The following is a 21,785-nucleotide window of genomic DNA, read 5'->3' as shown; positions in this document are numbered from 1 at the left end:
AATATAGCTAGCTTGTCAAATTAAGGGGAGATTATAAGTATGTTAGAAAATCAAATTAATGAGAGATCATTGTTATTGCATAAAGAATTAGTAGGAAAAATTGAGATTACAAGTAAAGTAGAAGTAAATTCAGCGGATGATTTAAGTCTGACATATACACCAGGTGTAGCGGAGTCTTGCAAAGCAATCGCAGCAGATGAAGAAACAGTGTATGACTATACAGCACGTGGAAATATGGTGGCAGTTGTCTCAGATGGAACAGCGGTACTTGGTTTAGGGAACATTGGACCAAAAGCAGCTATGCCTGTTATGGAAGGAAAAAGTATATTATTTAAAAAATTTGCGAATGTAGATGCTTTCCCGTTATGTTTAGGTACGACTGATGTGGATGAAATCGTTACCCTTGTGAAAAATTTAGAGCCTACATTTGCAGGGATCAATTTAGAAGATATTGCAGCACCGCGTTGTTTTGAAATTGAAAAACGATTAAAAGAAGAAACGAATATTCCTGTATTCCATGATGATCAACATGGAACAGCTATCGTCGTCTTAGCAGCTGTTATTAATGCATTAAAAGTTGTTAGCAAACAAATGGATCATGTGAAAATTGTTATTAACGGTGCGGGTTCGGCAGGAATTGCAATTGGAAAATTATTATTAAAGGCTGGTGCACAGCACATTACATTAGTTAGCTTAGAAGGTATTGTTTGTGAAGGTGAAGCATGGATGAACGAAGCACAAATTGAAGTTTCAAAAAAGACAAATCGAGAACATGTGCGTGGAACATTAAAAGAAGCGATTCATCAGGCTGATATCTTTATCGGTGTATCTGCCCCTAACGTATTAACGAAAGAACTTGTACAGATGATGAATGAGAAAGCAATTGTGTTTGCAATGGCGAATCCAATTCCAGAAATCTTCCCTGAGGATGCATTAGAGGCTGGGGCAGCTGTAGTAGGAACCGGGCGCTCGGATTATGCGAATCAAGTAAATAATGTATTGGCGTTCCCTGGAATATTCCGAGGTGCGTTAGATGTGCGCGCGACTGATATTACAGAAGAAATGAAATTAGCGGCAGCATATGGGATCGCTAACATCATTACGGACGAAGAACGTAATGCGAATTATGTAATCCCGAATCCATTAGATAAAAGAGTTGTTCCAAGTGTTGCGGAAGCTGTAGCGAAAGCAGCCATTGATTCAGGTGTGGCGCAAATTATGAAAATACCAAGTTATTAATAGCTAAAAGCAGTGCCTAAAAGGCACTGCTTTTTTGAGATAAGAAATCAAATAATGAAGAAGTGTAAAATTATTTATTTATGTTTCTTCACTATTTATTTAATTCCATTGCAACTTGTTTACCATTTACTAAAACCTCAGTTACTGCTACGATCACTTCTATCATTTTTTTCATCTCTCATCTCTCCTCGTGTCATTTCTTATTTTAAGTATAAGAGAAGAGAGTTACTTCAACTATCGAAGTACATGACGTAGAAATTACATTGTTGTAAGAAAGTGTTTTAGTTTTGTCACTTTACTCAGCAGTAATTACAAACTGATCATAATATTTTTCATTCACATATATATTTAATACCCATAAACCAGAGGAAGGTAGCGACATAGTAAGCGGGAGTTCGTTTGTAGTAGAATCAATCGTGTTTGAAGTAGTCCAAGTTGGTTCGGAAGATTCTTGTTGAAAGAGTAAGGGTGTTGGAGTTACTGATCCTTGCTTTAGTGCAATAATAGATAGTTTTCCAGTTGGCATTTCTGGATCTAAAAAGTACCACATTATTTCATTTTTTTCGTTTGCGATAATAGGGCTATCAGCCATTGCAATTTTTTCTTCAATTCCTTTTAAAGGTATTTTTTCTTGTATGAAGGAGGGGGTTTCTTCCCAATTTACATCTTTTAAAACGCTAAGGTGAAAGAAGGAAGGTGCATTAACTTGAGTGGATGACGTTGCGATAGCTTCTTTTTTAGGTTTTTTTAAATCAGGTTGCGCTTGTGTGCATCCAGCGATGAGAATGGAGAAAAGTAACATAGTTCCGATTTTTTTCATGGTGCCACACTCCTAATTTTGATTGTTAGTGTAATTGTATTTGCCAGAAAGCGGGACAATTCCTTTAAAACGTCAAAAGAGGTCGTAAGTTTTGTACGACCTCTTTTGACATTTTTTATATTTGTTCAGTTGAAAAGGTAGCTTCATTTTCTTTTTGCGGCATCGTTAAGAAAATAACAGAAAGAACGATACATAGGCCGCCTAGTAATTGATAGGCTCCAAAGGATTCATTCAGCCAAGCGATTGAAACGATAGCTGCTACAAGTGGTTCAATGCTAGATAAAATGCTTGTTTCAGTTGCGGCTAAATATTTCAAACTACCGATATAAAGAAGGAAAGAAAGAGTGCCACTTATGATGATTAGAATAAGCATTGAAAAAGTTTTTAGTGTAAAAGTTTGCGAAAGCTGAGTCCATTCAAACGAGCGATTACAAATAAGCAGGGCAATGCCTCCGATTAACATCCCCCATCCAATTACTACAATTGTTCCACATTCTTTAATAAGAGAAGCTGGATGAAGGGTATAAAATGCAAATCCAATTGCTGTTAATAGGCCAAAAATAATCGCTTCTTTCGATAAAACAATATTTTCAATGGAACCGTTCGTAATAATAAAGTACGTACCCGTTAGTGCAGTTATAATTGCGAGTAGTTGTATGGGAGCAGGGGATTTTCGTTGTTCAAATGCGACATACATGGTAATAAGAACAGGACCTAGAAATTGAAATAGTGTCGCTGTGACCGCATTACTAATATGAACTGTTTCGATAAAGGCATATTGCGCACCGAGCATGCCGAGAATAGAGAAAATAATAAGTTGTATAGAATATCTAGGGTGTTTCCAAATTTGAAATATGTTTTGTTTCTTTATCAGTAAGAAAGATAAAATAAATATTCCTGCAAGCAACAAGCGAATTGTTAAAAAATCAACTGATGATACGTTAGTATGTTGAAATAGCCACTGAATCATAGGGCCAGATAATCCCCATAAGGTAGCTCCTGTAATAATCATAATGAGTCCAATTCGTCTACTGTTGTTCATGATCATGCATCTCCTCTCGAGTATTTGATTTTTTGTGTGTGACATGATAAAAGGAATTATATATAACTTCTGGTACTGTAAAAAGTATCAGATTTTAGTTTTATTAAGGGGTCAGATATTATGTTAGAATTAACGCCTAATTTAAATATGAATAGTAAAAAGGCATTGTACGTGCAATTGTATGAGTATATAAAAAAAGAGATTAAGGATGGAACGATTTCCGCTTTTACAAAATTACCCGCAAAGAGAAAGCTGGCGGGCTATTTACAAGTGAGTAAGAATACAATAGAAGCGGCTTACGAGCAATTACTTGCAGAAGGTTACATTGAGTCGATATCAAGAAAAGGTTATTTTGTATGTGAATTTGAACAAATGATGGATGTAGAAGGAAGTGAAGCAGAAGTAGAAGAAATACCGTTTCGGGAGGGGAACTATACATTCGATTTCACCCAAACAGGGGTTGATACGAATACTTTTCCTTTCCCTACGTACCGCAAGCTTATAAATGATGTATGGCAGCCGCATAATAATGACTTGCTTTTTCTTGGACACCCTCAAGGGGAATTAAGCTTAAGAGAGGAAATTGCGAACTATTTGTATGAATCTAGGGGTGTGCGTTGCTCAGCTAGTCAAATTGTATTAGGGGCGGGAACACAAATATTAGTGAAGTTACTTTTTCAATTGTTGAAGGGAAGTAATTATGCTGTTGAAAATCCAGGGTACCATAGGAAAATGATCGTTTTTGAACAGGGAGAAAAGAAGGTTCAAATGTTGTCTTTAGATAGGGACGGAATTTGTATGGCAGATTTAGAAAATAGCGATGCAAATGTTGTATTTGTAACGCCCTCTCATCAATTCCCATATGGAATGATTATGCCTATTACGAGAAGGACGCAGCTTTTACAATGGGCGAAGAAAGAAGAAGACAGGTATATTATTGAAGATGATTACGATAGTGAATTTCGTTATTCAGGAAGGCCAATTCCGGCACTACAAGGGTTAGATACAGATGGGAAAGTTATTTATATGGGGACGTTATCAAAAGCTTTGTTGCCCTCATTACGGATGAGCTATATAGTATTACCGAAGAATTTAATTAAAAAGTATCAAAAAGAATATTTGTTTTATACACAAAGTGTTTCAAGAATGGATCAAGAAGTGATTAGAAAGTTTTTACATGAAGGTTATTGGGAAAAACATATTCATAAAATGCGTGTTGTCTACCGAAAAAAGAGGGATCGACTCGTCTTTGAGATAGAGAAGTATTTCTCTAATCGTGTTGAGGTAATAGGAGAAGATTCGGGATTACACATTTTATTAAAAGTGCATAATGGAATGCGAGAAGAAGAATTAATTAAAGCAGCTGCAAAATATAGTATTAAAATATATCCTGTTTCGACGTACTACAAAGACGATACTGCACCTGAAAATGTAGTTTTACTTGGATTTGCGATATTATCAGAGGAAGAAATTGCGAAAGCGATTCAATTATTACATAAGGCATGGTTTACAAGAAAGTAAAAAAACATCCTCCAAACATGAGGATGTTTTTTATTATTTATTTTCATCTAAGAATAAGACCATATGCTCTTCGTCCCAATATTGTCCGTTATATTTTAATGAACGTTCTTGTACACCGAATGTTTTAAATCCTAATGATTCATAAAGTTTTTTTGCCCCATCGTTGCCAACAACAACATCAAGCATAACTTGTTCCACCTCTAAAGATTTAGCAAGTTCAAGACATTCTTTAATAAGTGCTTTTCCTGCTCCAAGTCCGCGTGCTTTTGGAGACACATATACAGAACCGATTTTAGCTTTATGTTCTTGTTTTACATATGGTTTCGTTTCCAGCGTTGCAACCCCGATTAATTTTCCATCTTTAAATGCACCTAGCGTATAGTTTTCATCTTGTGCTAATTTTTGTGCTTTATATTCAATCGCACACTCTTTATTAATAATATCTTCATAAGAAGAGCTGAAAGCTTCAGGGTTTTGCTTTAATCCTTCTACACGAAGTTCTAAGTAAATTTCTGCTTCGTTTTTTGTTAATACATGGATATCCAATTATATCACCCTCCAAATCTTTGACAAATGTATCTTTATTTTATATTGAAATAAGAATAATTTCAAAAGCTTAGCTTATATAAGCTAATTTTATGAACAAAATAACACCAGTAGTTTTTACTACTACTGGTGTTTTCACACACATATTATTCAAAAGGTAGCTCGATTATAAAGTTTGTTCCTACGTCTAATTTGCTTGTTACTAGAATGGAACCGTTATGCAATTCTACAATTTCTTTAGCAACAGCTAGCCCGATACCTTTTCCTCCAGTAGCTCTTGTTCTGGATTTATCAACACGATAAAAACGATCAAAAATATGCGGAATATCTCCTTCAGGAATACCTTCTCCTTCATCTTGTACACTTATTGTAAAAGAATTTGTTTCTGCGAGTACGCGTATCGTAATAGTAGTGTTTTCTAGTGAGTGTTGATAAGCGTTGTGTAATAAATTTAACATAACTTGTTCCATACGTCTTTCGTCTATGCAAACTTCTAAATCATCTTTGCAATATACATGAAGTTGCATTTGTTTATTTGTTAATGTTGTTTTTGTTTTTTCAACCATTCGTTCTAAAAATGGTCTAAGAAGTACTTTTTGTTTTTTTATAACAAACTGGTGTTGTTCTAATTGCACCAGCATAAATAAATCTTGGACGAGATCGGTTACACTATCTGTTTCATCCTCGATGATTTGCAAGTATTCTTCACGCTCTTCTTTCGTTAAAGAGTCTCTCTTTGCCACTTTCGCATAACCTTTCATATAGGTTAATGGAGTTAATAATTCATGAGCAACACTAGCGAGAAACTCACCTCTTTCTTTTTTCATATAAGTCAGTTCACTGGATAAATCCTCAATCGTTTTTGCTAAGCTTCCAAGTTCATCATTCCGTTTAATACCCAATTGAATTGGCTTATTTAATTTTGACATTTTTTCTGTTGCCCTCTTCATTTTGATAAGTGGTTCTGTAATGACACGAGAAAAAATAAAGACAGAAATAGTCGTTAAAATAATCGTCAAAACACTAATAATAAGAAATTGCTTCATGAGTTTAAGTAACATGTTTTCTAAGAAAGATGTTTTTAATAACATATATAACTTTCCTTGAAACTCTGTTGTGTGAATTGGGCTTACCGTTGTAATGAATTTTGATTTTTTCCAGTTCTTTTCGACAATTAATCCGTCTTTGGGGATAGGTTCTGTTTTACAAGTAAGTTGCTTTTGCATCGCCTTTGTTACGGGTTCTGAAGTGGAAATGATTTTTCCATTATTGTCCGTTATAATGATTGCTATGTCAGAGTTAGAAATTGATTCTGATTCAACTAAGTGTTCAGCCTCATCCGCGATATCGAAATCTGGGTATATAGGACGATTAGGATTTTTATTGTATTCAGTGCGTTCGATGTTTTTCTTTTCTTGAGCATGTGCACTCCACTTAGCACGTCTTGTAATTTTGTTACTATAGCGATTACCTTTTTCTAAAAGAGCGAGTGTTTCCTCTTCAATGCGCATTTTGGAAATACTTTTGTAAAAAGATACGAAAGCAATTGTTTCAATGCATAAAGCTAATATTAAAAAGTATGTCCCGATTTTAAGTGAAAGTTTACTCATTTTCTCACCATACCTTATTCATAATAAAGGGTCAGTGGTATACTAGTTTCCACTGACCGAAGTGATTATTCACTTTTCCATTTATATCCGACCTTATAAACAGTTTCTAAGTAATTTTCAACTGGAAATCCTTTTTTCCGTAATTTATCGCGGATATTACGAATATGTGAATCGATTGTTCTATATTCAATATCTGTTTCATAGCCCCAAATTTTCTCGATTAAATCATCTCGGCTATAAGCACGGTTTGTATTTTGTAAAAATAGTCCAAGTAACGAAAACTCGATAGGTGTTAGTGAGATTTTCTCATCATAAACTGTGACAGTATGTTTCGTTTTATCCCACTCAATACCATTGAAGCTGACAAATCCATCTTTCTTTGTACGACGTAATATAGCCTCGATTCTTGCGACTAATACATGTTCATCAAATGGTTTTGTAATATAGTCATCTGCGCCCATAGTAAGACCTTTCACCATATCGTAATTTTGATTACGAGCTGTTAGCATTATAATTGGAACGTTGGAGATTTGACGAATTTGATAGCAAGTATCCCATCCATCCATATTCGGCATCATAACATCTAACAAAATAATATCGAAGTCTTTTTGTTCTATTAATTTTAGTGCTTCAAGGCCAGAGGTAGCTTTCATACAAAAATAGCCGCGAGGGCTTAAGAACAGATCTAATAATCGTAACATACGTTCTTCATCGTCTACTAATAAAATTTTTACCATAATCTTGTGCACCCCAAACTGTTCATTCTACTTGTATAGTTTACATGAAAATAATAAAAAACTCTTTTTATGTGATTGAGTGGAGGAGTTATTTTTCGCTCAGAGTAATTGACATAAAAAATGCACTAGTTTTGCACAACTATTTTTTATAATAGAAAACGTAGCGACACAAAATACCCTATGTTGCGACATAACGTCATGTCATTTTATTTATAAAATGACAATTCCATTCTATTGTGTATGTGAGATAGAGAGGGTTTTCGTATTCACCTCGCATCGGATAAGAAAAATTTCCTATCTCACACTTTTTTTAAAAGGAGATCATACACATGAATCCAAAAGAAGAAATTTCAAAAAAAGAAAAGCAAGATCGTAATACGGTTGTCATGTGCATTGCCGTATCTATGGTTATTATTATAAGTTGTGTAAATAAAATTTTGGGGATTTTATAATATATAAAAGCTCATTGCTCCTTAAGAAGCAATGAGCTTTTTTTGATTATTAGGGGAATAGCTCTATATAATGAACCAAGGTAAAATTGCTAATCCAGAAGTTATAATTGCTGTAGTAAATATTAAAAGCATAGCTCGTTTGTTTTGTTTCATGTCACATTCTCCTCTACATATCAAGTACATGCGATCAGCGTGGGATGTAGTTCCCCACTGAGTAAAGTTTCACTTTATATTTTTAGTATAATGAATGGAAAGGTTTGGTACGATCGATAAAGGTGACATGAAGATTACATTGTTGTAATGAAAAAAGTATCTTTCTTAATACAAAGATGCTTTTGGAAAAATGCCCTACTGAGTAAAGTTTCACTTTATATTGAAGTATTAATCATTTAAGAACAGAACCATATGTTCCTCGTCCCAATATTGACCGTTATGTTTTAAGGAACGCTCTTGTACACCGTAAGTTTGGAAACCTAATGACTCATATAGTTTTTTTGCTGCATCGTTACCGACTACAACATCGAGCATAAGTTGTTCTACGTGTAATTTATCGGCATTTTCAATAATTGCTTTAATAAGAGCTCGTCCTGCTCCAAGGCCACGTGCTTTAGGGGAAACAAAAACGGAACCGATTTTTGCTTTATGTTCTTGTTTAATGAAAGGCTTTGTTTCTAAAGTAGCAATGCCGATTAAATCTTTATCTTTGAAGACCCCTAGAGTATACTTATCCGGATTGCTTAATCGTTTTGCCATAGCAGCTACAGGATCCTCATGTTTCAAAACATCTTCATAAGAAGAGCTAAAAGCTTCCGGGTTCTTCGTTAAACCTTCCATACAAACTTTTAAATATATTTCTGCGTCCTCTGTCGTTAATAAGCGAATTTCCATTGTTGTAACCTCCTTGGGTGATTTTAAATAAAATAAATCCATTATTTTTATAAGAATGTGTATGCGTTTTGTTAGCAGTCTCTTTTAATGTGTAAAAGAATGAAAAGATATATGCTACAATATTTGTTTTAATATGTAATGAAATTATATATTAACTTTATTAACTATTCAAGTGTTTAATATATTACATTTTTATAACTAAAATAACTCCTCAACCGAGGAGTTATTTTAGTTATTCGATTGATAACCATCAATTCGATGTGGATGTGTGTAAATATTGCAGGATTCATTTCTAATAAATCCTACGACTGTAATGCCTAAATCATGGGCGAGTTGCAATGCTAGTTTTGTTGGGGCGGACTTAGATAGAACAATTTCACATCCGATTTTTGAAACTTTGAGTAAAATTTCGGATGAAATACGCCCGCTAAATGCAATGATTTTTCCTTTAACAGATATATCGTTACGCAAACAATGTCCGTATATTTTATCTAATGCATTATGTCTTCCAATATCCATTCTTGATAGGAGAATATTGTTCCGATCACATAGCGCGGTATTGTGAACACCGCCGGTTTGGCGAAATGTAGTGGAAGATTGTTGTAAAGTATTCATTAAGTGAAAACATTCTTCAGGAGTAATTGTCACATGTATATTATGTAAATTTTTTGCTTTTGCGGCATCGTTAGCGAAAATAAAACCTTGTCTACCTTTTCCGCAGCAAGAAGTGATGTATCGTTTATTATATAAATTTTGATAGAGCGGATTTACTTTGGATGATGTTACATGGACAATTCCGTTATCTTTTTGAACCCATAGTTCTCCAACATCTTTATAGGAAGAAATAATTCCTTCAGAAATTAAAAAACCAATTACCATATCTTCGATGTAATTTGGTGTACATACGACTGTTACATACTCTTCACCATTTAATTTAATAGTGATAGGAGATTCTGTAACGATTTCATCAATTTGTTTTGAAAATGTACCAGAGTGATAGCGTACAATTGTATAAGTCTCTTGCGTAGGCCCCATATGAAATTCCCCTTTTATATGTATTTTCTCCCACATTCATCATAAAACATTGAAAAAATAAAAACATCTATTAGAAGGAAGGTATCAGATTATTTTGGTTATTATTGTATATATACGATATAATAGAAATGTAGAATAGTGAAATTTTCAAGCTTTCGTATTGATACCTTATAAACATCTAGAATCGACTTCATAAGAAAAGTATTTGGGCAGGGCGTTTCAAAAATATGTACAGTACTCTATTTATGAAAACGGATTCATAAATAGAGTACTGTACAGTTGGTTGTAAGGAGAGGGGAAACTATGGCAGAACAGACAGTCCGTGTAACCGTAGATGGTAAAGAGTTTTCAGCATCAGGTGAAAAGACGATACTACAATTATTTAACGAGAGTAATTTGGAACATCCTCAAATTTGTCATGTACCAGAAGTAGATCCAATTCAAACTTGTGATACGTGTATTGTAGAAGTAGATGGGAAGTTAATGCGTGCTTGTTCAACGCAAATAGAGAATGGTATGCATATTGAAAGACAGTCACAGCGTGCAAAAGAGGCGCAGACTGAGGCGATGGATCGAATATTAGAAAACCACTTATTGTATTGTACTGTATGTGATAACAATAATGGTAATTGTAAGGTCCATAATACAGTGCATATGATGGGGATTGAAGAACAGAAATATCCGTATGAGCCGAAGGTAAGTGCTTGTGAAGTGGATATGTCACATCCGTTTTATCGATATGATCCAAATCAATGTATTGCTTGTGGACAGTGTGTAGAAGTATGTCAAAACCTACAGGTTAATGAAACGATATCGATAGACTGGAGCTTAGATCGTCCGCGTGTTATATGGGATCATGGTGTAAGCATAAATGACTCATCTTGTGTCAGTTGTGGGCAGTGTGTAACAGTATGTCCATGTAATGCATTGATGGAAAAATCAATGTTAGGTGAAGCTGGATTCATGACAGGATTAAAACCAGATGTGTTAGATCCGATGATTGATTTTGTAAAGGATGTAGAGCCTGGATATAGTAGCATTTTAGCAGTTTCAGAAGTAGAGGCTGCGATGCGTAAGACGAAAGTTAATAAAACAAAAACAGTTTGTACATTTTGTGGTGTCGGTTGTTCATTCGAAGTATGGACGAAAGATCGCCATATACTAAAAGTGCAACCTGTTTCAGATGCACCGGTTAATGGTATTTCGACATGTGTAAAAGGTAAATTTGGATGGGACTTTGTAAACAGTGAAGATCGCATTACGAAGCCATTAATTCGCCAAGGAGATATGTTTGTTGAAGCTTCATGGGAAGAAGCACTAGAAGTTGTGGCTTCTAACATGCAGCATATTAAATCAGCATATGGCAGCGATGCATTTGGGTTCATTTCTTCTTCGAAAGTAACGAATGAAGAAAATTACCTTATGCAAAAACTAGCTCGTCAAATATATGGAACAAATAATGTAGATAACTGCTCGCGTTATTGCCAATCTCCAGCAACAGATGGTCTATTTAAAACTGTCGGTATGGGCGGCGATGCTGGAACAGTGAAAGATATAGCTGAAGCAGGTCTTGTCATTATCGTTGGTGCGAATCCAACAGAAGGACATCCTGTACTTGCGACACGTGTAAAACGTGCTCATAAATTACACGAGCAAAAACTGATTGTAGCAGACCTTCGTAAACATGAAATGGCAGAGGGTGCGGATTTATTTATTCACCCGCGCCAAGGTACGGATTACGTATGGCTTGCTGGGATTACGAAATATATTATTGATCAAGATTGGCATGATAAAAAGTTCATAGCTGAAAACGTAAAGAATTTTGATGAATATAGCAAAATGGTAGAAAAATATACGCTGGACTATACAGAGAAAATTACAGGGATTACGAAAGAAAATCTGAAAGAAATGGCTCGTATGGTATATGAAGCAGACGGTACTTGTGTACTTTGGGGAATGGGCGTAACGCAAAATACAGGAGGAAGTACAACGTCTGCTGCAATTTCAAATTTACTGCTTGTTACGGGTAACTATCGTCGTCCTGGTGCAGGTGCATATCCATTAAGAGGACATAATAACGTACAAGGTGCTTGTGATATGGCAACATTACCAAACTGGCTTCCTGGTTATCAAGCAGTATCAGATGATACGCTTCGTGCTAAGTTTGAAAAAGCATATGGTACTACTATTCCGAAAGCACCAGGATTAAATAATATTGCAATGTTACTTGCGGCAGAAGAAGGAAAACTACGTGGTATGTATGTCATGGGTGAAGAAATGGCTTTAGTCGATTCAAATGCGAACCATGTACAACATATTTTAGCGAATTTAGATTTCCTCGTTGTTCAAGATATGTTCTTATCAAAAACAGCTCGTTTTGCTGATGTTATTTTACCAGCAGCACCAAGCTTAGAAAAAGAAGGAACATTTACGAATACAGAACGCCGTATTCAAAGATTATATGAAGTGTTGAAACCGCTTGGTGATTCCAAGCCAGACTGGTGGATTTTACAAAAAGTTGCTCGTGCACTGGGCGGGGATTGGAATTACGAAAGTCCAAGTGAAATTATGGACGAAATCGCATCACTTGCACCGCTATATTCTCAAGCAACGTATGACCGCCTAGAAGGTTGGAATAGTTTATGTTGGGGTAGTCATGATGGTAGCGATACACCTCTATTATATGTAGATGGATTTAACTTCCCAGATAAGCTCGCTCGTTTATCATTAGATGAATGGATACCGCCAGTTGTAGCGCCAGATGAGTATGATCTACTTTTAAATAATGGACGCATGCTAGAACATTTCCATGAAGGGAATATGACGAATAAGTCGGCTGGTATTTTATCTAAAGTATCTGAAGTATTCGTTGAGATTTCACCTGAACTCGCTATAGAACGCAATGTGAAAGATGGTGGTCTTGTGGAATTAGCATCACCATTTGGAAAAATTAAAGTACAAGCACTTATTACTGATCGTGTAACGGGGAAAGAGCTATATTTACCAATGCATGCAACGATAAATGAAGAAGCGATTAATATTTTAACTGGGACGGCAACAGACCTTTATACGTGTACACCGGCGTATAAACAAACGATGGTAAAAATGCGTGTATTACGTGAAAAAGGAAATCGTCCGTTACCACCTTCAAACCCGCGAGATAAAAATCGTAATCCGCAAAATGGTGTTGAAATCGAGCAAAAGTGGCAAAGAAAACAATACGTATCACTTGTGGACTAGGGGGCGGAGATAGTGGCAAAAGAAATTACTTTAATTAAAAAGAAAGTTGTAACAGAGGAAGAACAGAAACAGCAAGTAGCAGATGCACTTCTCAATGAGCTATCTAATAATCGTGAAGCAGTGGAAGAAACGATGCAGCTGTTAGCACAGTTGCAGAAGGCTGGTATATTAGATGCGGCGATTAGTTTACTTGCTGCGAAGGAAGATGTTTCAAAGATCGCTGTGGAGCAATTAAATCGTGAACCAGTTAAAAATGCACTCAACAATATGATGGGGGCAGGAGAAGCATTATCTTCAGTTGATCCGGAAGTAACGAAACAAATTACATCCAGCTTAGTTACGGGATTACAATTTGCAACAGATGAATTAAATAGTGGTAAAAAAACAAAAGTGATGGATTTCTTTAAAGTGTTAAAAGATCCAGATATCAATAGAGCCATTACATTTGGTTTTAGTTTCTTGAAAGCATTTGGACAAGGGTTAGAGAAAAAATAGAGTAGATGAAAAAAGTGATGGGGAGTAACCATCACTTTTTTCATTGTATGTATAAGAGTGTTCATGTTAAGCGGAATATATTATTATTAAAAAGATGGGTTAGAAATGGAAATATGGAATCCATCTCAAATATCGTTTTAGAATGTGGAGGAATATATGCAACACCGTAAAAGACTATCTATACCAGGGGTAATGGGACATTCCTTTCAAACAGTTAAATTTGCTTTTTGGAATGTATTAACCTTTCAACTTGCTTATAAATTATTAGCAGCGATTGTATTCGTCCCGCTATTTGGGATCATTTTTAATAAGTTGTTGTATTTTGGTGGGTATGCAAATGCGACGAATGATGAATTATTAGCGTTTTTAAAGACACCATACGGCATTTTGGCAATCGTAATTTTATCATTGTTAGCGCTGTTTCTTATCTTTACGGAATTTGCGGTGCTTATTATTATTTCGTACTTTGCTCATAAAAGGCAAAAGGTGAGATTACGTCCAATTTTGTATAAAACAGTAACGTATTTACCTACTCTTTTCACATATTGCTTACCGGGATTTATTTTATATGCTGTCGTATTATTACCTCTTTTAAATATGGGATATGAAACAGCATTAATCCCGCAAATTCAAATTCCTAACTTCATTACAGGAGAACTGTTTAAGACAACGATGGGACAAGTGGGTTATTACACATTCTTTGCTGTAGTTGCGTATTTGAACCTTCGCTGGATTTTTGTTCTACCTATTGTTGTTTTAGAACAAAAGCCATTTCGCGTGGCAGCACGTAAAAGTGCAAAGTTAGTAAAAGAAAGCTTTTTTAAAGTACTATTCTTTTTAGTAGGATTTTTTATTTCGATAGGAATTGTCTATGTCCTATTTTTAGGAATATATTTATTATGTCTATGGGGTGTTTATGAATTTACAAACCCAAAAGGGACATTTGCATTATTAGCGGAATCAACAATGTCTGTATTTCTAACGAGTACATTGTATTTATTTAGCTTTATCGTGACACCATTTTATATTATGGCGATTACGAGATTGTATCTACAAAAGGTTCCAGTTGAAGATGTTTTATTAGAAGAAGGATTAGATTATTCGAAAACGAAAGCAGATAAATGTTTCTTCCAAAAACATCGTTGGAAATTTATTGGCGTATATATTGTAGGAATTATTACTGCGGGAATGGTTGTTGCCTTCATTGTGACCTTTATTACAAATACGTATAAAGAACCAATTATTATGGCTCATCGCGGTTATATTTCAAAAGGTGTGGAGAATACGAAAGAAGCTTTGCAGGGCGCTATTGATGCGAAAGCAGACTATGCTGAAATTGATGTACTGCAAACAAAAGACGGTGAATTAGCAGTTATACATGATTTGAAGTTGAAACGCCTTGCTAATGCTAATGTTCAAGTATCAGATTTAACGATGGACGAGTTAAGACAACTTACTCTGAGTCAAGATGGGTTTTCAGGACAAATAAGTACACTTGATGAGATTATTAAGCTGGCAAAAAGCAAAATCAAACTCAATATTGAAGTGAAGCTTCATGGGGGCGAAAAAGACTTTGTAAATAAAGTATTAAAAACGATTAAAGATAATGAATTTGAAAAGCAATGTGTCATTCAAACGTTACACTATCCACTTATAAAAGAATTTAAGCGTGCAAATCCAAATATAAAAGTAGGATATATACTGTATGCAAGTAGAGCTCACTTAAAGAATGTGAAGGCTGATTTTTATGTAGCAGAAGAATACATGCTAAATAAGAAATTAGTAAAAGAAGCAAGGAAGTTAAACAAGCCAATTTATGTATGGACGGTAAATGATATGGAAAGTTTAAAGGGATACTATAAATTAAACGTAGATGGTATCATTACCGATTATCCTGAAGATGCACGTGAAACAATTAAGATGTTAAAAGAGCAAGAAGAGGAAGAAAGTGATCTGTTTGATAAAATTACTGAAACAACAGATGATTTATTTTCCAAGTTATTTATAAGTTATCCAGCTGCTAGCTAAATGCTAGCAGCTGTTTTTTATAAAAAGAATATATCTCTAAAGTATTGTGTAAATTAATAACTGTATATGTATACGACATCATTGGGGTTTCTTACATTGTTACATTATTGTCGAATAATAAATGATTGGTACTTATTTTGAAGGAGTATAATAAAAATAGAGTGATAGATAAGGGGATGAAACGAGAATCCTAATAGAATCAATGTTTTATATATTTACACTATTCTAAATATATAAACTTTAAAAAAATGATATGTTAGCGTTTTCATAACTTTTAAGTTATGCTAGAATAAGGACATAAGTTATTAATTATTACAAAAAGAAAAAAGACTTTCTTTTTTCTGTTAATTATAAGGGGGCATTTCATTATGCGTATTGGGGTACCAGCAGAAATTAAAAACAACGAAAACCGTGTGGCAATGACACCAGCAGGTGTTGTACATTTAATTCGTAACAATCACGAAGTATTCATTCAAAAGGGTGCAGGTTTAGGATCTGGTTTCACAGATGCTCAGTATGTTGAAGCAGGAGCGAAAATTGTTGATACAGCTGAAGAAGCTTGGAACATGGAAATGGTTATGAAAGTTAAGGAACCAATTGAAAGCGAATACAAACACTTCAGCGAAGGTTTGATCTTATTCACATACTTACACTTAGCTCCAGAACCAGAATTAACAAAAGCATTAATCGAAAAGAAAGTTGTTTCTATTGCATATGAAACAGTACAATTAGAAAACCGTTCTCTACCATTACTTGCACCTATGAGTGAAGTAGCTGGTCGTATGGCTGCACAAATTGGTGCACAATTCCTTGAGAAAAACAAAGGCGGTAAAGGTATCTTACTTGCAGGTGTTCCAGGGGTTAAACGTGGTAAAGTAACAATCATCGGTGGTGGACAAGCTGGTACAAATGCTGCTAAAATTGCAGTTGGACTAGGTGCGGATGTAACAATCATCGACTTAAGTGCAGAACGTCTTCGTCAATTAGATGATATTTTCGGAAATCAAGTAAAAACTTTAATGTCTAATCCTTACAATATTGCAGAAGCTGTAAAAGAGTCTGATCTTGTAATCGGTGCAGTATTAATCCCAGGTGCAAAAGCTCCAAAACTTGTAACAGAAGAAATGATTAAATCAATGGAACCAGGTTCTGTTGTTGTAGATATCGCGATTGACCAAGGTGGTATTTTCGAAACAACTGACCGTATTACAACTCATGATAACCCAACTTACGAAAAACACGGCGTTGTTCATTATGCAGTTGCAAACATGCCAGGTGCGGTTCCACGTACATCAACTCTTGCATTAACAAACGTAACAGTACCATATGCAGTGCAAATTGCTAACAAAGGCTACAAAGAAGCTTGCCTAGGCAACTCTGCATTACTAAAAGGTATTAACACATTAGATGGCTATGTAACATTCGAAGCAGTTGCAGAAGCTCACGGTGTAGAGTACAAAGGTGCTAAAGAATTATTAGAAGCAGAAACAGTATCTTGCTAATAGAAGCATTATACAAAACAAAATCGAACAATATATAAACCAACATGATAAGAGCTAAGAGTGAATATCTCTTAGCTCTTCTTGGCAAAAGGGGGCATACATCGTGGCCAACCTATTTAAAAAGAAATCCGTTACGCAATTGTTAGGGGAAAGTAAAAGTAAAACTTTAACGAAAACGCTAGGGGCATTTGACCTAACAATGCTAGGGATTGGTGCGATAATTGGTACAGGAGTACTAGTATTAACAGGATTAGTAGCAGCAAGAGATGCTGGTCCAGCAGTTATTTTTTCATTCATGATTGCAGCGATCGTTTGTGGATTTGCAGCGTTGTGTTATGCAGAAGTTGCATCTACACTTCCAGTTTCAGGTAGTGTGTACACATATTCATATGCGACAATTGGTGAGTTTATTGCCCATCTAATGGGATGGACATTATTATCCGTATATGTCGTAACAACTGCCGCAGTAGCTGGTGGATGGACGGGTTATTTTAATAACTTAGTAAGTGGATTTGGATTAGAAATTCCAACAGAGCTGTTAAAGATTCCATCACAAGGTGGGATTGTGAATTTACCAGCAGTAGTTATTACATTAGTTTTAACTTGGTTACTATCAAGAGGTACGAAAGAAAGTAAGCGTGTGAATAACATAATGGTATTAATTAAAATTGGTATTGTTATTTTATTCATTGCAGTTGGTGCGTTTTATGTACAACCAGAAAACTGGACACCATTTGCACCATACGGTATTAGCGGAATCTTTGCCGGCGGAGCAGCAGTATTCTTTGCTTTCTTAGGATTTGATGCATTAGCAACTTCTGCTGAAGAAGTAAAAAATCCACAACGTGATTTACCAATTGGTATTATTGCTTCGTTAGTTATTTGTACAATTATTTATGTTGTAGTTTGTCTCGTTATGACAGGTATGGTTTCTTATAAAGAATTAGATGTACCAGAAGCTATGGCATATGTATTAGAAGTTGTAGGACAAGATAAAGTAGCTGGTGTAATCGCAGTTGGAGCTGTAATTGGTATTATGGCTGTAATCTTTGCTTACATTTATGCAACGACACGTGTATTCTTCGCGATGAGCCGTGACGGTTTATTACCAAAATCATTTGCGAAAATCAATAAGAAAACAGAAGCACCAGTATTCTCAACTTGGTTAACAGGTATTGGTAGTGCTTTAATTGCTGGATTTATCGATTTAAAAGAATTGTCGAATTTAGCGAATATTGGAGCGTTATTAACATTTGCGATGGTAGGTGTGTCAGTTATTATTCTTCGTAAAACACATCCAAACTTAAAACGTGGCTTTATGGTACCACTTGTACCAACGCTACCGCTTATTTCAATCGCATGTTGTCTATTCTTAATGTTTAACCTGCCATTAACAACATGGATTTACTTCGGTATTTGGTTAGCAATTGGAGTAGTTGTATACTTTGTTTATTCGAAAAAGCATAGTCATTTAAAAGACGATGGAAGTTCGCAGGATAATTTAGAACAAGCTAATTAAAAGCTTAATTAAAAGGGATATAAGTATAGTAAGCCTTGTGCGTCTAGGGAGCGCACAAGGCTTTTTCTTTTGTGCAAAGTGTACATTCTTTTTTGTATGAGAATGTAATGGATGCGGAAAATATGTGTAGATCTTTTAAAAATGTGAACGAAATGTTCAAAAAAATGTATGAGATTTCATTGACACATATGAATAGGCGCTCATATAATAAAAGTATAAGATATATGAATAGTTGTTCATATGTTCAAATAAAGAGGTGAGCTATAATGGCTGGAAATAAAGTAGAAACACCACAAGAGACATGTTCTCAAACGATAATTCATGAAGAAGTTGTGGATCAAGTAAAACAAACAATTCCAACTGATGAAAGTTTAAGTAAAGTAGCAGAATTATTTAAAGTATTAGGTGATCGTACACGTACGAGAATATTACATGCGTTATTTGAGGCTGAAATGTGTGTTTGTGATTTAGCGTATTTATTAGGAATGACACAATCATCGATTTCACATCAGCTTCGTGTGTTAAAGCAAGCGAAACTGGTAAAGAATCGTAAAGAAGGAAAGGTCGTTTATTATTCGTTAGCTGACCAACACGTCATTCATATCTTCGAGCAAGCGTTTGAACACGTAAACGAGGAAGAATAAAAAAGAACGCGAGGAGGGAGAACGATGGCTGAAGCATTAGTGAAAAAGAAACTGATGTTAGAAGGTTTAGATTGTGCGAACTGTGCAATGAAAATTGAAAAAGGCGTTGGAAATATAGAAGGAGTAAATTCTTGCTCTGTAAATTTCGCGACAAAAACAATGGTTTTAGAAACAGCGCAAAATAAAGAAAGTGAAGTTGTTACAGAAGCAAAAAAACTCGTTACAAAATTAGAACCGCATATTAAAGTGCAAGAAGAAAAAAACACAAAAGTAGCAAAAGAAGTGTTTATATTAGAAGGTTTAGATTGCGCGAACTGTGCGATGAAGATTGAAAATAAAGTTAAGGAAATGCCGACTGTTTCAGCAGCAACTGTTGATTTCGTATCAAAGAAATTACGAGTTGAAGTAGCAAATAAAAGAGAATTAGAAGCGACTGTAGCGAATATAACAAATGTCGTTCAAAAGTTAGAACCAGATGTGAAAGTTGTTCGTGAAGAAAAGGGTGGTCATGACCACGGACATAGTCACGATCATGGTGAAGCAAATGTGAAAAAGATGGTAGGCCGATTAGTGGTCGGCGGAATTTTGACAGCAATTGCTGCATTAGCTGGCTTACCACAAATGATAACAATTCCGTTATTCGTCCTTGCATATTTATTAATCGGTGGAGATATCGTTTGGAGAGCGGTAAGAAACATAACTCGTGGCCAAGTGTTCGATGAAAACTTCTTAATGGCAATTGCAACGCTAGGAGCTTTTGCGATTCAGCAATATCCGGAAGCAGTTGCAGTAATGTTATTTTATCAAGTAGGGGAACTATTCCAAAGTATTGCGGTAAACCGTTCTCGAAAATCAATTACTTCATTAATGGATATTCGTCCTGATTACGCGAATGTAAAGATTGGAAATGAAACGAAACAAGTATCACCAGAAGATGTACAAATCGGCGATTATATTATCGTGAAACCTGGTGAGAAAGTACCATTAGACGGAAAAGTAGTTGAAGGAACATCAATGGTAGATACTTCAGCATTGACTGGTGAATCTGTACCACGTGAAGTTGAAGTTGGAAATGATGTACTAAGTGGTTTTGTGAACCAAAATGGTGTATTAACAATTGAAGTTACAAAAGAATTTGGTGAATCAACTGTATCAAAAATTTTAGACTTAGTTCAAAATGCAAGCAGTAAAAAAGCGCCAACAGAAAACTTTATTACGAAGTTCGCGCGTTACTACACGCCAGTTGTAGTAATTACAGCAGCGATCATGGCGTTTATTCCACCACTTATTTTAGAAGGAGCTACATTCTCTGATTGGATTTATAGAGCTCTAGTGTTCTTAGTAATCTCTTGTCCATGTGCGTTAGTTGTATCTATTCCTCTTGGATTCTTTGGAGGTATCGGTGGTGCATCTAAAAGTGGTGTGTTAGTAAAAGGAAGTAACTATTTAGAAGCTTTAAATGATGTGAAATATATTGTTTTTGATAAAACAGGAACATTAACAAAAGGTGTCTTCAAAGTTACAAAAATGGAACCGAGCGAAGGCATTACAAATGAAGAATTATTAGAGTATGCAGCATTTGCTGAAGTATATTCTAACCATCCAATTGCACAATCGATTCGAAATGCATACCGAAAATCAATTGATGAAAAAATAATTGATGATTATAACGAAATTTCTGGTCACGGTACAGTCGTAAAGGTACAAGGGAAAGAAATTTTTGCAGGTAATGCTAAATTAATGAGAAAAGAAAACATTACATTTAAGCAACCAGAAACAGTAGGTACATTAGTTCACGTTGCTGTAGATGGAAAATATGCAGGTTATATTGTTATCTCTGATGAAGTAAAAGAAGATTCAAAACAAGCAATTCAAAAGTTAAAAGAACTAGGTATTAAGAAGACAGTTATGTTAACTGGTGATGCAAAACTAGTTGGTGAAGCTGTTGGGAAAGAATTAGGTTTAGATGAAGTTCACGCAGAACTATTACCGCAACAAAAAGTAGAAGAAATTGAAAAAATTGATGCAGCGAAACATGGAAAAGAAAAAGTTGCTTTCGTTGGTGATGGTATTAATGACACACCGGTATTAGCAAGAGCGGATGTTGGTATTGCAATGGGTGGTTTAGGTTCAGATGCAGCAATTGAAGCAGCAGACATCGTTATTATGACTGATGAACCTTCAAAGATTGCAACAGCTGTAAACATTGCAAAACGTACACGACGCATCGTATGGCAAAATATCATCTTTGCATTAGGGGTAAAAGGTTTAGTTTTACTACTTGGTGCCTTCGGTATTGCAACAATGTGGGAAGCGGTCTTCTCAGATGTTGGTGTGACACTACTGGCAGTGTTAAATGCAATGCGTGTACTACGAGTGAAAGATTTATAAAAAGAGAGGACGCAACCCGCGTCCTCTCTTTTTAGGTTATTCTGTTGAAATTGACTCAATAAAATAATAACAAATC

17 protein-coding genes are annotated in these 21,785 nt (G+C 35.3%); 10 read left to right on the top strand and 7 right to left on the bottom strand.

What is annotated here, in order from left to right; translation table 11 throughout:
- Positions 1-39 precede the first annotated feature (39 nt).
- Complete coding sequence (locus AC0L0O_RS24800; protein ID WP_000892421.1) at positions 40-1,239, top strand: NAD(P)-dependent malic enzyme; 1,200 nt, start codon at positions 40-42, stop codon at positions 1,237-1,239.
- 295 nt (positions 1,240-1,534) lie between these two features.
- Here AC0L0O_RS24800 and AC0L0O_RS24795 read toward each other — a convergent pair whose 3' ends face one another.
- Both AC0L0O_RS24795 and AC0L0O_RS24790 read right to left on the bottom strand, forming a co-directional pair.
- The gene (locus AC0L0O_RS24795) at positions 1,535-2,059 is read right to left on the bottom strand and encodes a DUF4871 domain-containing protein (RefSeq protein WP_000719676.1); all 525 of its coding nucleotides are present in this window, start codon (positions 2,057-2,059) and stop codon (positions 1,535-1,537) included.
- A gap of 115 nt (positions 2,060-2,174) precedes the next feature.
- The gene (locus AC0L0O_RS24790) at positions 2,175-3,101 is read right to left on the bottom strand and encodes a DMT family transporter (RefSeq protein WP_001066064.1); all 927 of its coding nucleotides are present in this window, start codon (positions 3,099-3,101) and stop codon (positions 2,175-2,177) included.
- Positions 3,102-3,221: 120 nt separating this feature from the next.
- Here AC0L0O_RS24790 and pdxR point away from each other — a divergent pair, with 120 nt between their 5' ends.
- Positions 3,222-4,622, top strand: coding sequence for a MocR-like pyridoxine biosynthesis transcription factor PdxR (gene pdxR / locus AC0L0O_RS24785; protein ID WP_473786173.1), 1,401 nt, complete (start codon positions 3,222-3,224; stop codon positions 4,620-4,622).
- Between the two features lie 33 nt (positions 4,623-4,655).
- On the opposite strand, the gene AC0L0O_RS24780 is transcribed toward pdxR, so the two are convergent.
- From AC0L0O_RS24780 to AC0L0O_RS24770, 3 genes are all read right to left on the bottom strand, one after another.
- Positions 4,656-5,168, bottom strand: a complete 513-nt coding sequence (locus AC0L0O_RS24780; RefSeq protein WP_086420790.1) for a GNAT family N-acetyltransferase — start codon at positions 5,166-5,168, stop codon at positions 4,656-4,658.
- Between the two features lie 146 nt (positions 5,169-5,314).
- Complete coding sequence (locus AC0L0O_RS24775; RefSeq protein ID WP_000041003.1) at positions 5,315-6,778, bottom strand: sensor histidine kinase; 1,464 nt, start codon at positions 6,776-6,778, stop codon at positions 5,315-5,317.
- Between the two features lie 65 nt (positions 6,779-6,843).
- Positions 6,844-7,515, bottom strand: a complete 672-nt coding sequence (locus AC0L0O_RS24770) for a response regulator transcription factor (protein WP_000238949.1) — start codon at positions 7,513-7,515, stop codon at positions 6,844-6,846.
- Positions 7,516-7,844: 329 nt separating this feature from the next.
- Here AC0L0O_RS24770 and AC0L0O_RS24765 point away from each other — a divergent pair, with 329 nt between their 5' ends.
- Complete coding sequence (locus AC0L0O_RS24765) at positions 7,845-7,967, top strand: hypothetical protein (protein WP_001068388.1); 123 nt, start codon at positions 7,845-7,847, stop codon at positions 7,965-7,967.
- A 381-nt stretch (positions 7,968-8,348) separates the two neighbouring features.
- Here the strand turns inward: AC0L0O_RS24765 and AC0L0O_RS24760 are convergent, their stop codons facing one another.
- Positions 8,349-8,855, bottom strand: a complete 507-nt coding sequence (locus tag AC0L0O_RS24760) for a GNAT family N-acetyltransferase (RefSeq protein WP_000405869.1) — start codon at positions 8,853-8,855, stop codon at positions 8,349-8,351.
- Positions 8,856-9,083: 228 nt separating this feature from the next.
- Complete coding sequence (gene fdhD, locus AC0L0O_RS24755) at positions 9,084-9,890, bottom strand: formate dehydrogenase accessory sulfurtransferase FdhD (protein WP_000529224.1); 807 nt, start codon at positions 9,888-9,890, stop codon at positions 9,084-9,086.
- Positions 9,891-10,193: 303 nt separating this feature from the next.
- Here fdhD and fdhF point away from each other — a divergent pair, with 303 nt between their 5' ends.
- The 7 genes from fdhF (at position 10,194) to AC0L0O_RS24720 (ending at position 21,709) form a co-directional block, all read left to right on the top strand.
- Complete coding sequence (gene fdhF, locus AC0L0O_RS24750) at positions 10,194-13,130, top strand: formate dehydrogenase subunit alpha (RefSeq protein WP_473786172.1); 2,937 nt, start codon at positions 10,194-10,196, stop codon at positions 13,128-13,130.
- Positions 13,131-13,142: 12 nt separating this feature from the next.
- On the top strand, positions 13,143-13,625 hold the full coding sequence (locus tag AC0L0O_RS24745) for a helical membrane plugin domain-containing protein (RefSeq protein ID WP_001040523.1): 483 nt from the start codon (positions 13,143-13,145) through the stop codon (positions 13,623-13,625).
- Between the two features lie 156 nt (positions 13,626-13,781).
- Positions 13,782-15,653, top strand: coding sequence for a glycerophosphoryl diester phosphodiesterase membrane domain-containing protein (locus AC0L0O_RS24740; RefSeq protein WP_473786171.1), 1,872 nt, complete (start codon positions 13,782-13,784; stop codon positions 15,651-15,653).
- A 368-nt stretch (positions 15,654-16,021) separates the two neighbouring features.
- Positions 16,022-17,155, top strand: coding sequence for an alanine dehydrogenase (gene ald, locus AC0L0O_RS24735; protein ID WP_001219742.1), 1,134 nt, complete (start codon positions 16,022-16,024; stop codon positions 17,153-17,155).
- A gap of 103 nt (positions 17,156-17,258) precedes the next feature.
- Positions 17,259-18,674: an amino acid permease gene (locus AC0L0O_RS24730; protein WP_001284877.1), complete on the top strand. Its 1,416-nt coding sequence runs from the start codon at positions 17,259-17,261 to the stop codon at positions 18,672-18,674.
- A gap of 266 nt (positions 18,675-18,940) precedes the next feature.
- Entirely contained in the window at positions 18,941-19,318 is a 378-nt protein-coding gene (locus AC0L0O_RS24725; protein WP_000918377.1) for an ArsR/SmtB family transcription factor, read from the top strand.
- A 24-nt stretch (positions 19,319-19,342) separates the two neighbouring features.
- Positions 19,343-21,709, top strand: a complete 2,367-nt coding sequence (locus tag AC0L0O_RS24720; protein WP_000796585.1) for a heavy metal translocating P-type ATPase — start codon at positions 19,343-19,345, stop codon at positions 21,707-21,709.
- Positions 21,710-21,785 lie beyond the last annotated feature (76 nt).

The sequence above is a fragment of the Bacillus sp. GS3m_15504 genome, assembly GCF_055825275.1.
This window is presented reverse-complemented; position numbering and strand designations above follow the sequence as displayed.

Coding starts and splice junctions, on each gene's coding strand:
- AC0L0O_RS24775 (WP_000041003.1), bottom strand. CDS start 6,778: ATGAGTAAACTTTCACTTAAAATCGGGACATACTTTTTAATATTAGCT.
- AC0L0O_RS24725 (WP_000918377.1), top strand. CDS start 18,941: ATGGCTGGAAATAAAGTAGAAACACCACAAGAGACATGTTCTCAAACG.
- AC0L0O_RS24740 (WP_473786171.1), top strand. CDS start 13,782: ATGCAACACCGTAAAAGACTATCTATACCAGGGGTAATGGGACATTCC.
- pdxR (WP_473786173.1), top strand. CDS start 3,222: ATGTTAGAATTAACGCCTAATTTAAATATGAATAGTAAAAAGGCATTG.
- fdhF (WP_473786172.1), top strand. CDS start 10,194: ATGGCAGAACAGACAGTCCGTGTAACCGTAGATGGTAAAGAGTTTTCA.
- AC0L0O_RS24790 (WP_001066064.1), bottom strand. CDS start 3,101: ATGAACAACAGTAGACGAATTGGACTCATTATGATTATTACAGGAGCT.
- AC0L0O_RS24770 (WP_000238949.1), bottom strand. CDS start 7,515: ATGGTAAAAATTTTATTAGTAGACGATGAAGAACGTATGTTACGATTA.
- ald (WP_001219742.1), top strand. CDS start 16,022: ATGCGTATTGGGGTACCAGCAGAAATTAAAAACAACGAAAACCGTGTG.
- AC0L0O_RS24765 (WP_001068388.1), top strand. CDS start 7,845: ATGAATCCAAAAGAAGAAATTTCAAAAAAAGAAAAGCAAGATCGTAAT.
- fdhD (WP_000529224.1), bottom strand. CDS start 9,890: ATGGGGCCTACGCAAGAGACTTATACAATTGTACGCTATCACTCTGGT.
- AC0L0O_RS24760 (WP_000405869.1), bottom strand. CDS start 8,855: ATGGAAATTCGCTTATTAACGACAGAGGACGCAGAAATATATTTAAAA.
- AC0L0O_RS24795 (WP_000719676.1), bottom strand. CDS start 2,059: ATGAAAAAAATCGGAACTATGTTACTTTTCTCCATTCTCATCGCTGGA.
- AC0L0O_RS24800 (WP_000892421.1), top strand. CDS start 40: ATGTTAGAAAATCAAATTAATGAGAGATCATTGTTATTGCATAAAGAA.
- AC0L0O_RS24720 (WP_000796585.1), top strand. CDS start 19,343: ATGGCTGAAGCATTAGTGAAAAAGAAACTGATGTTAGAAGGTTTAGAT.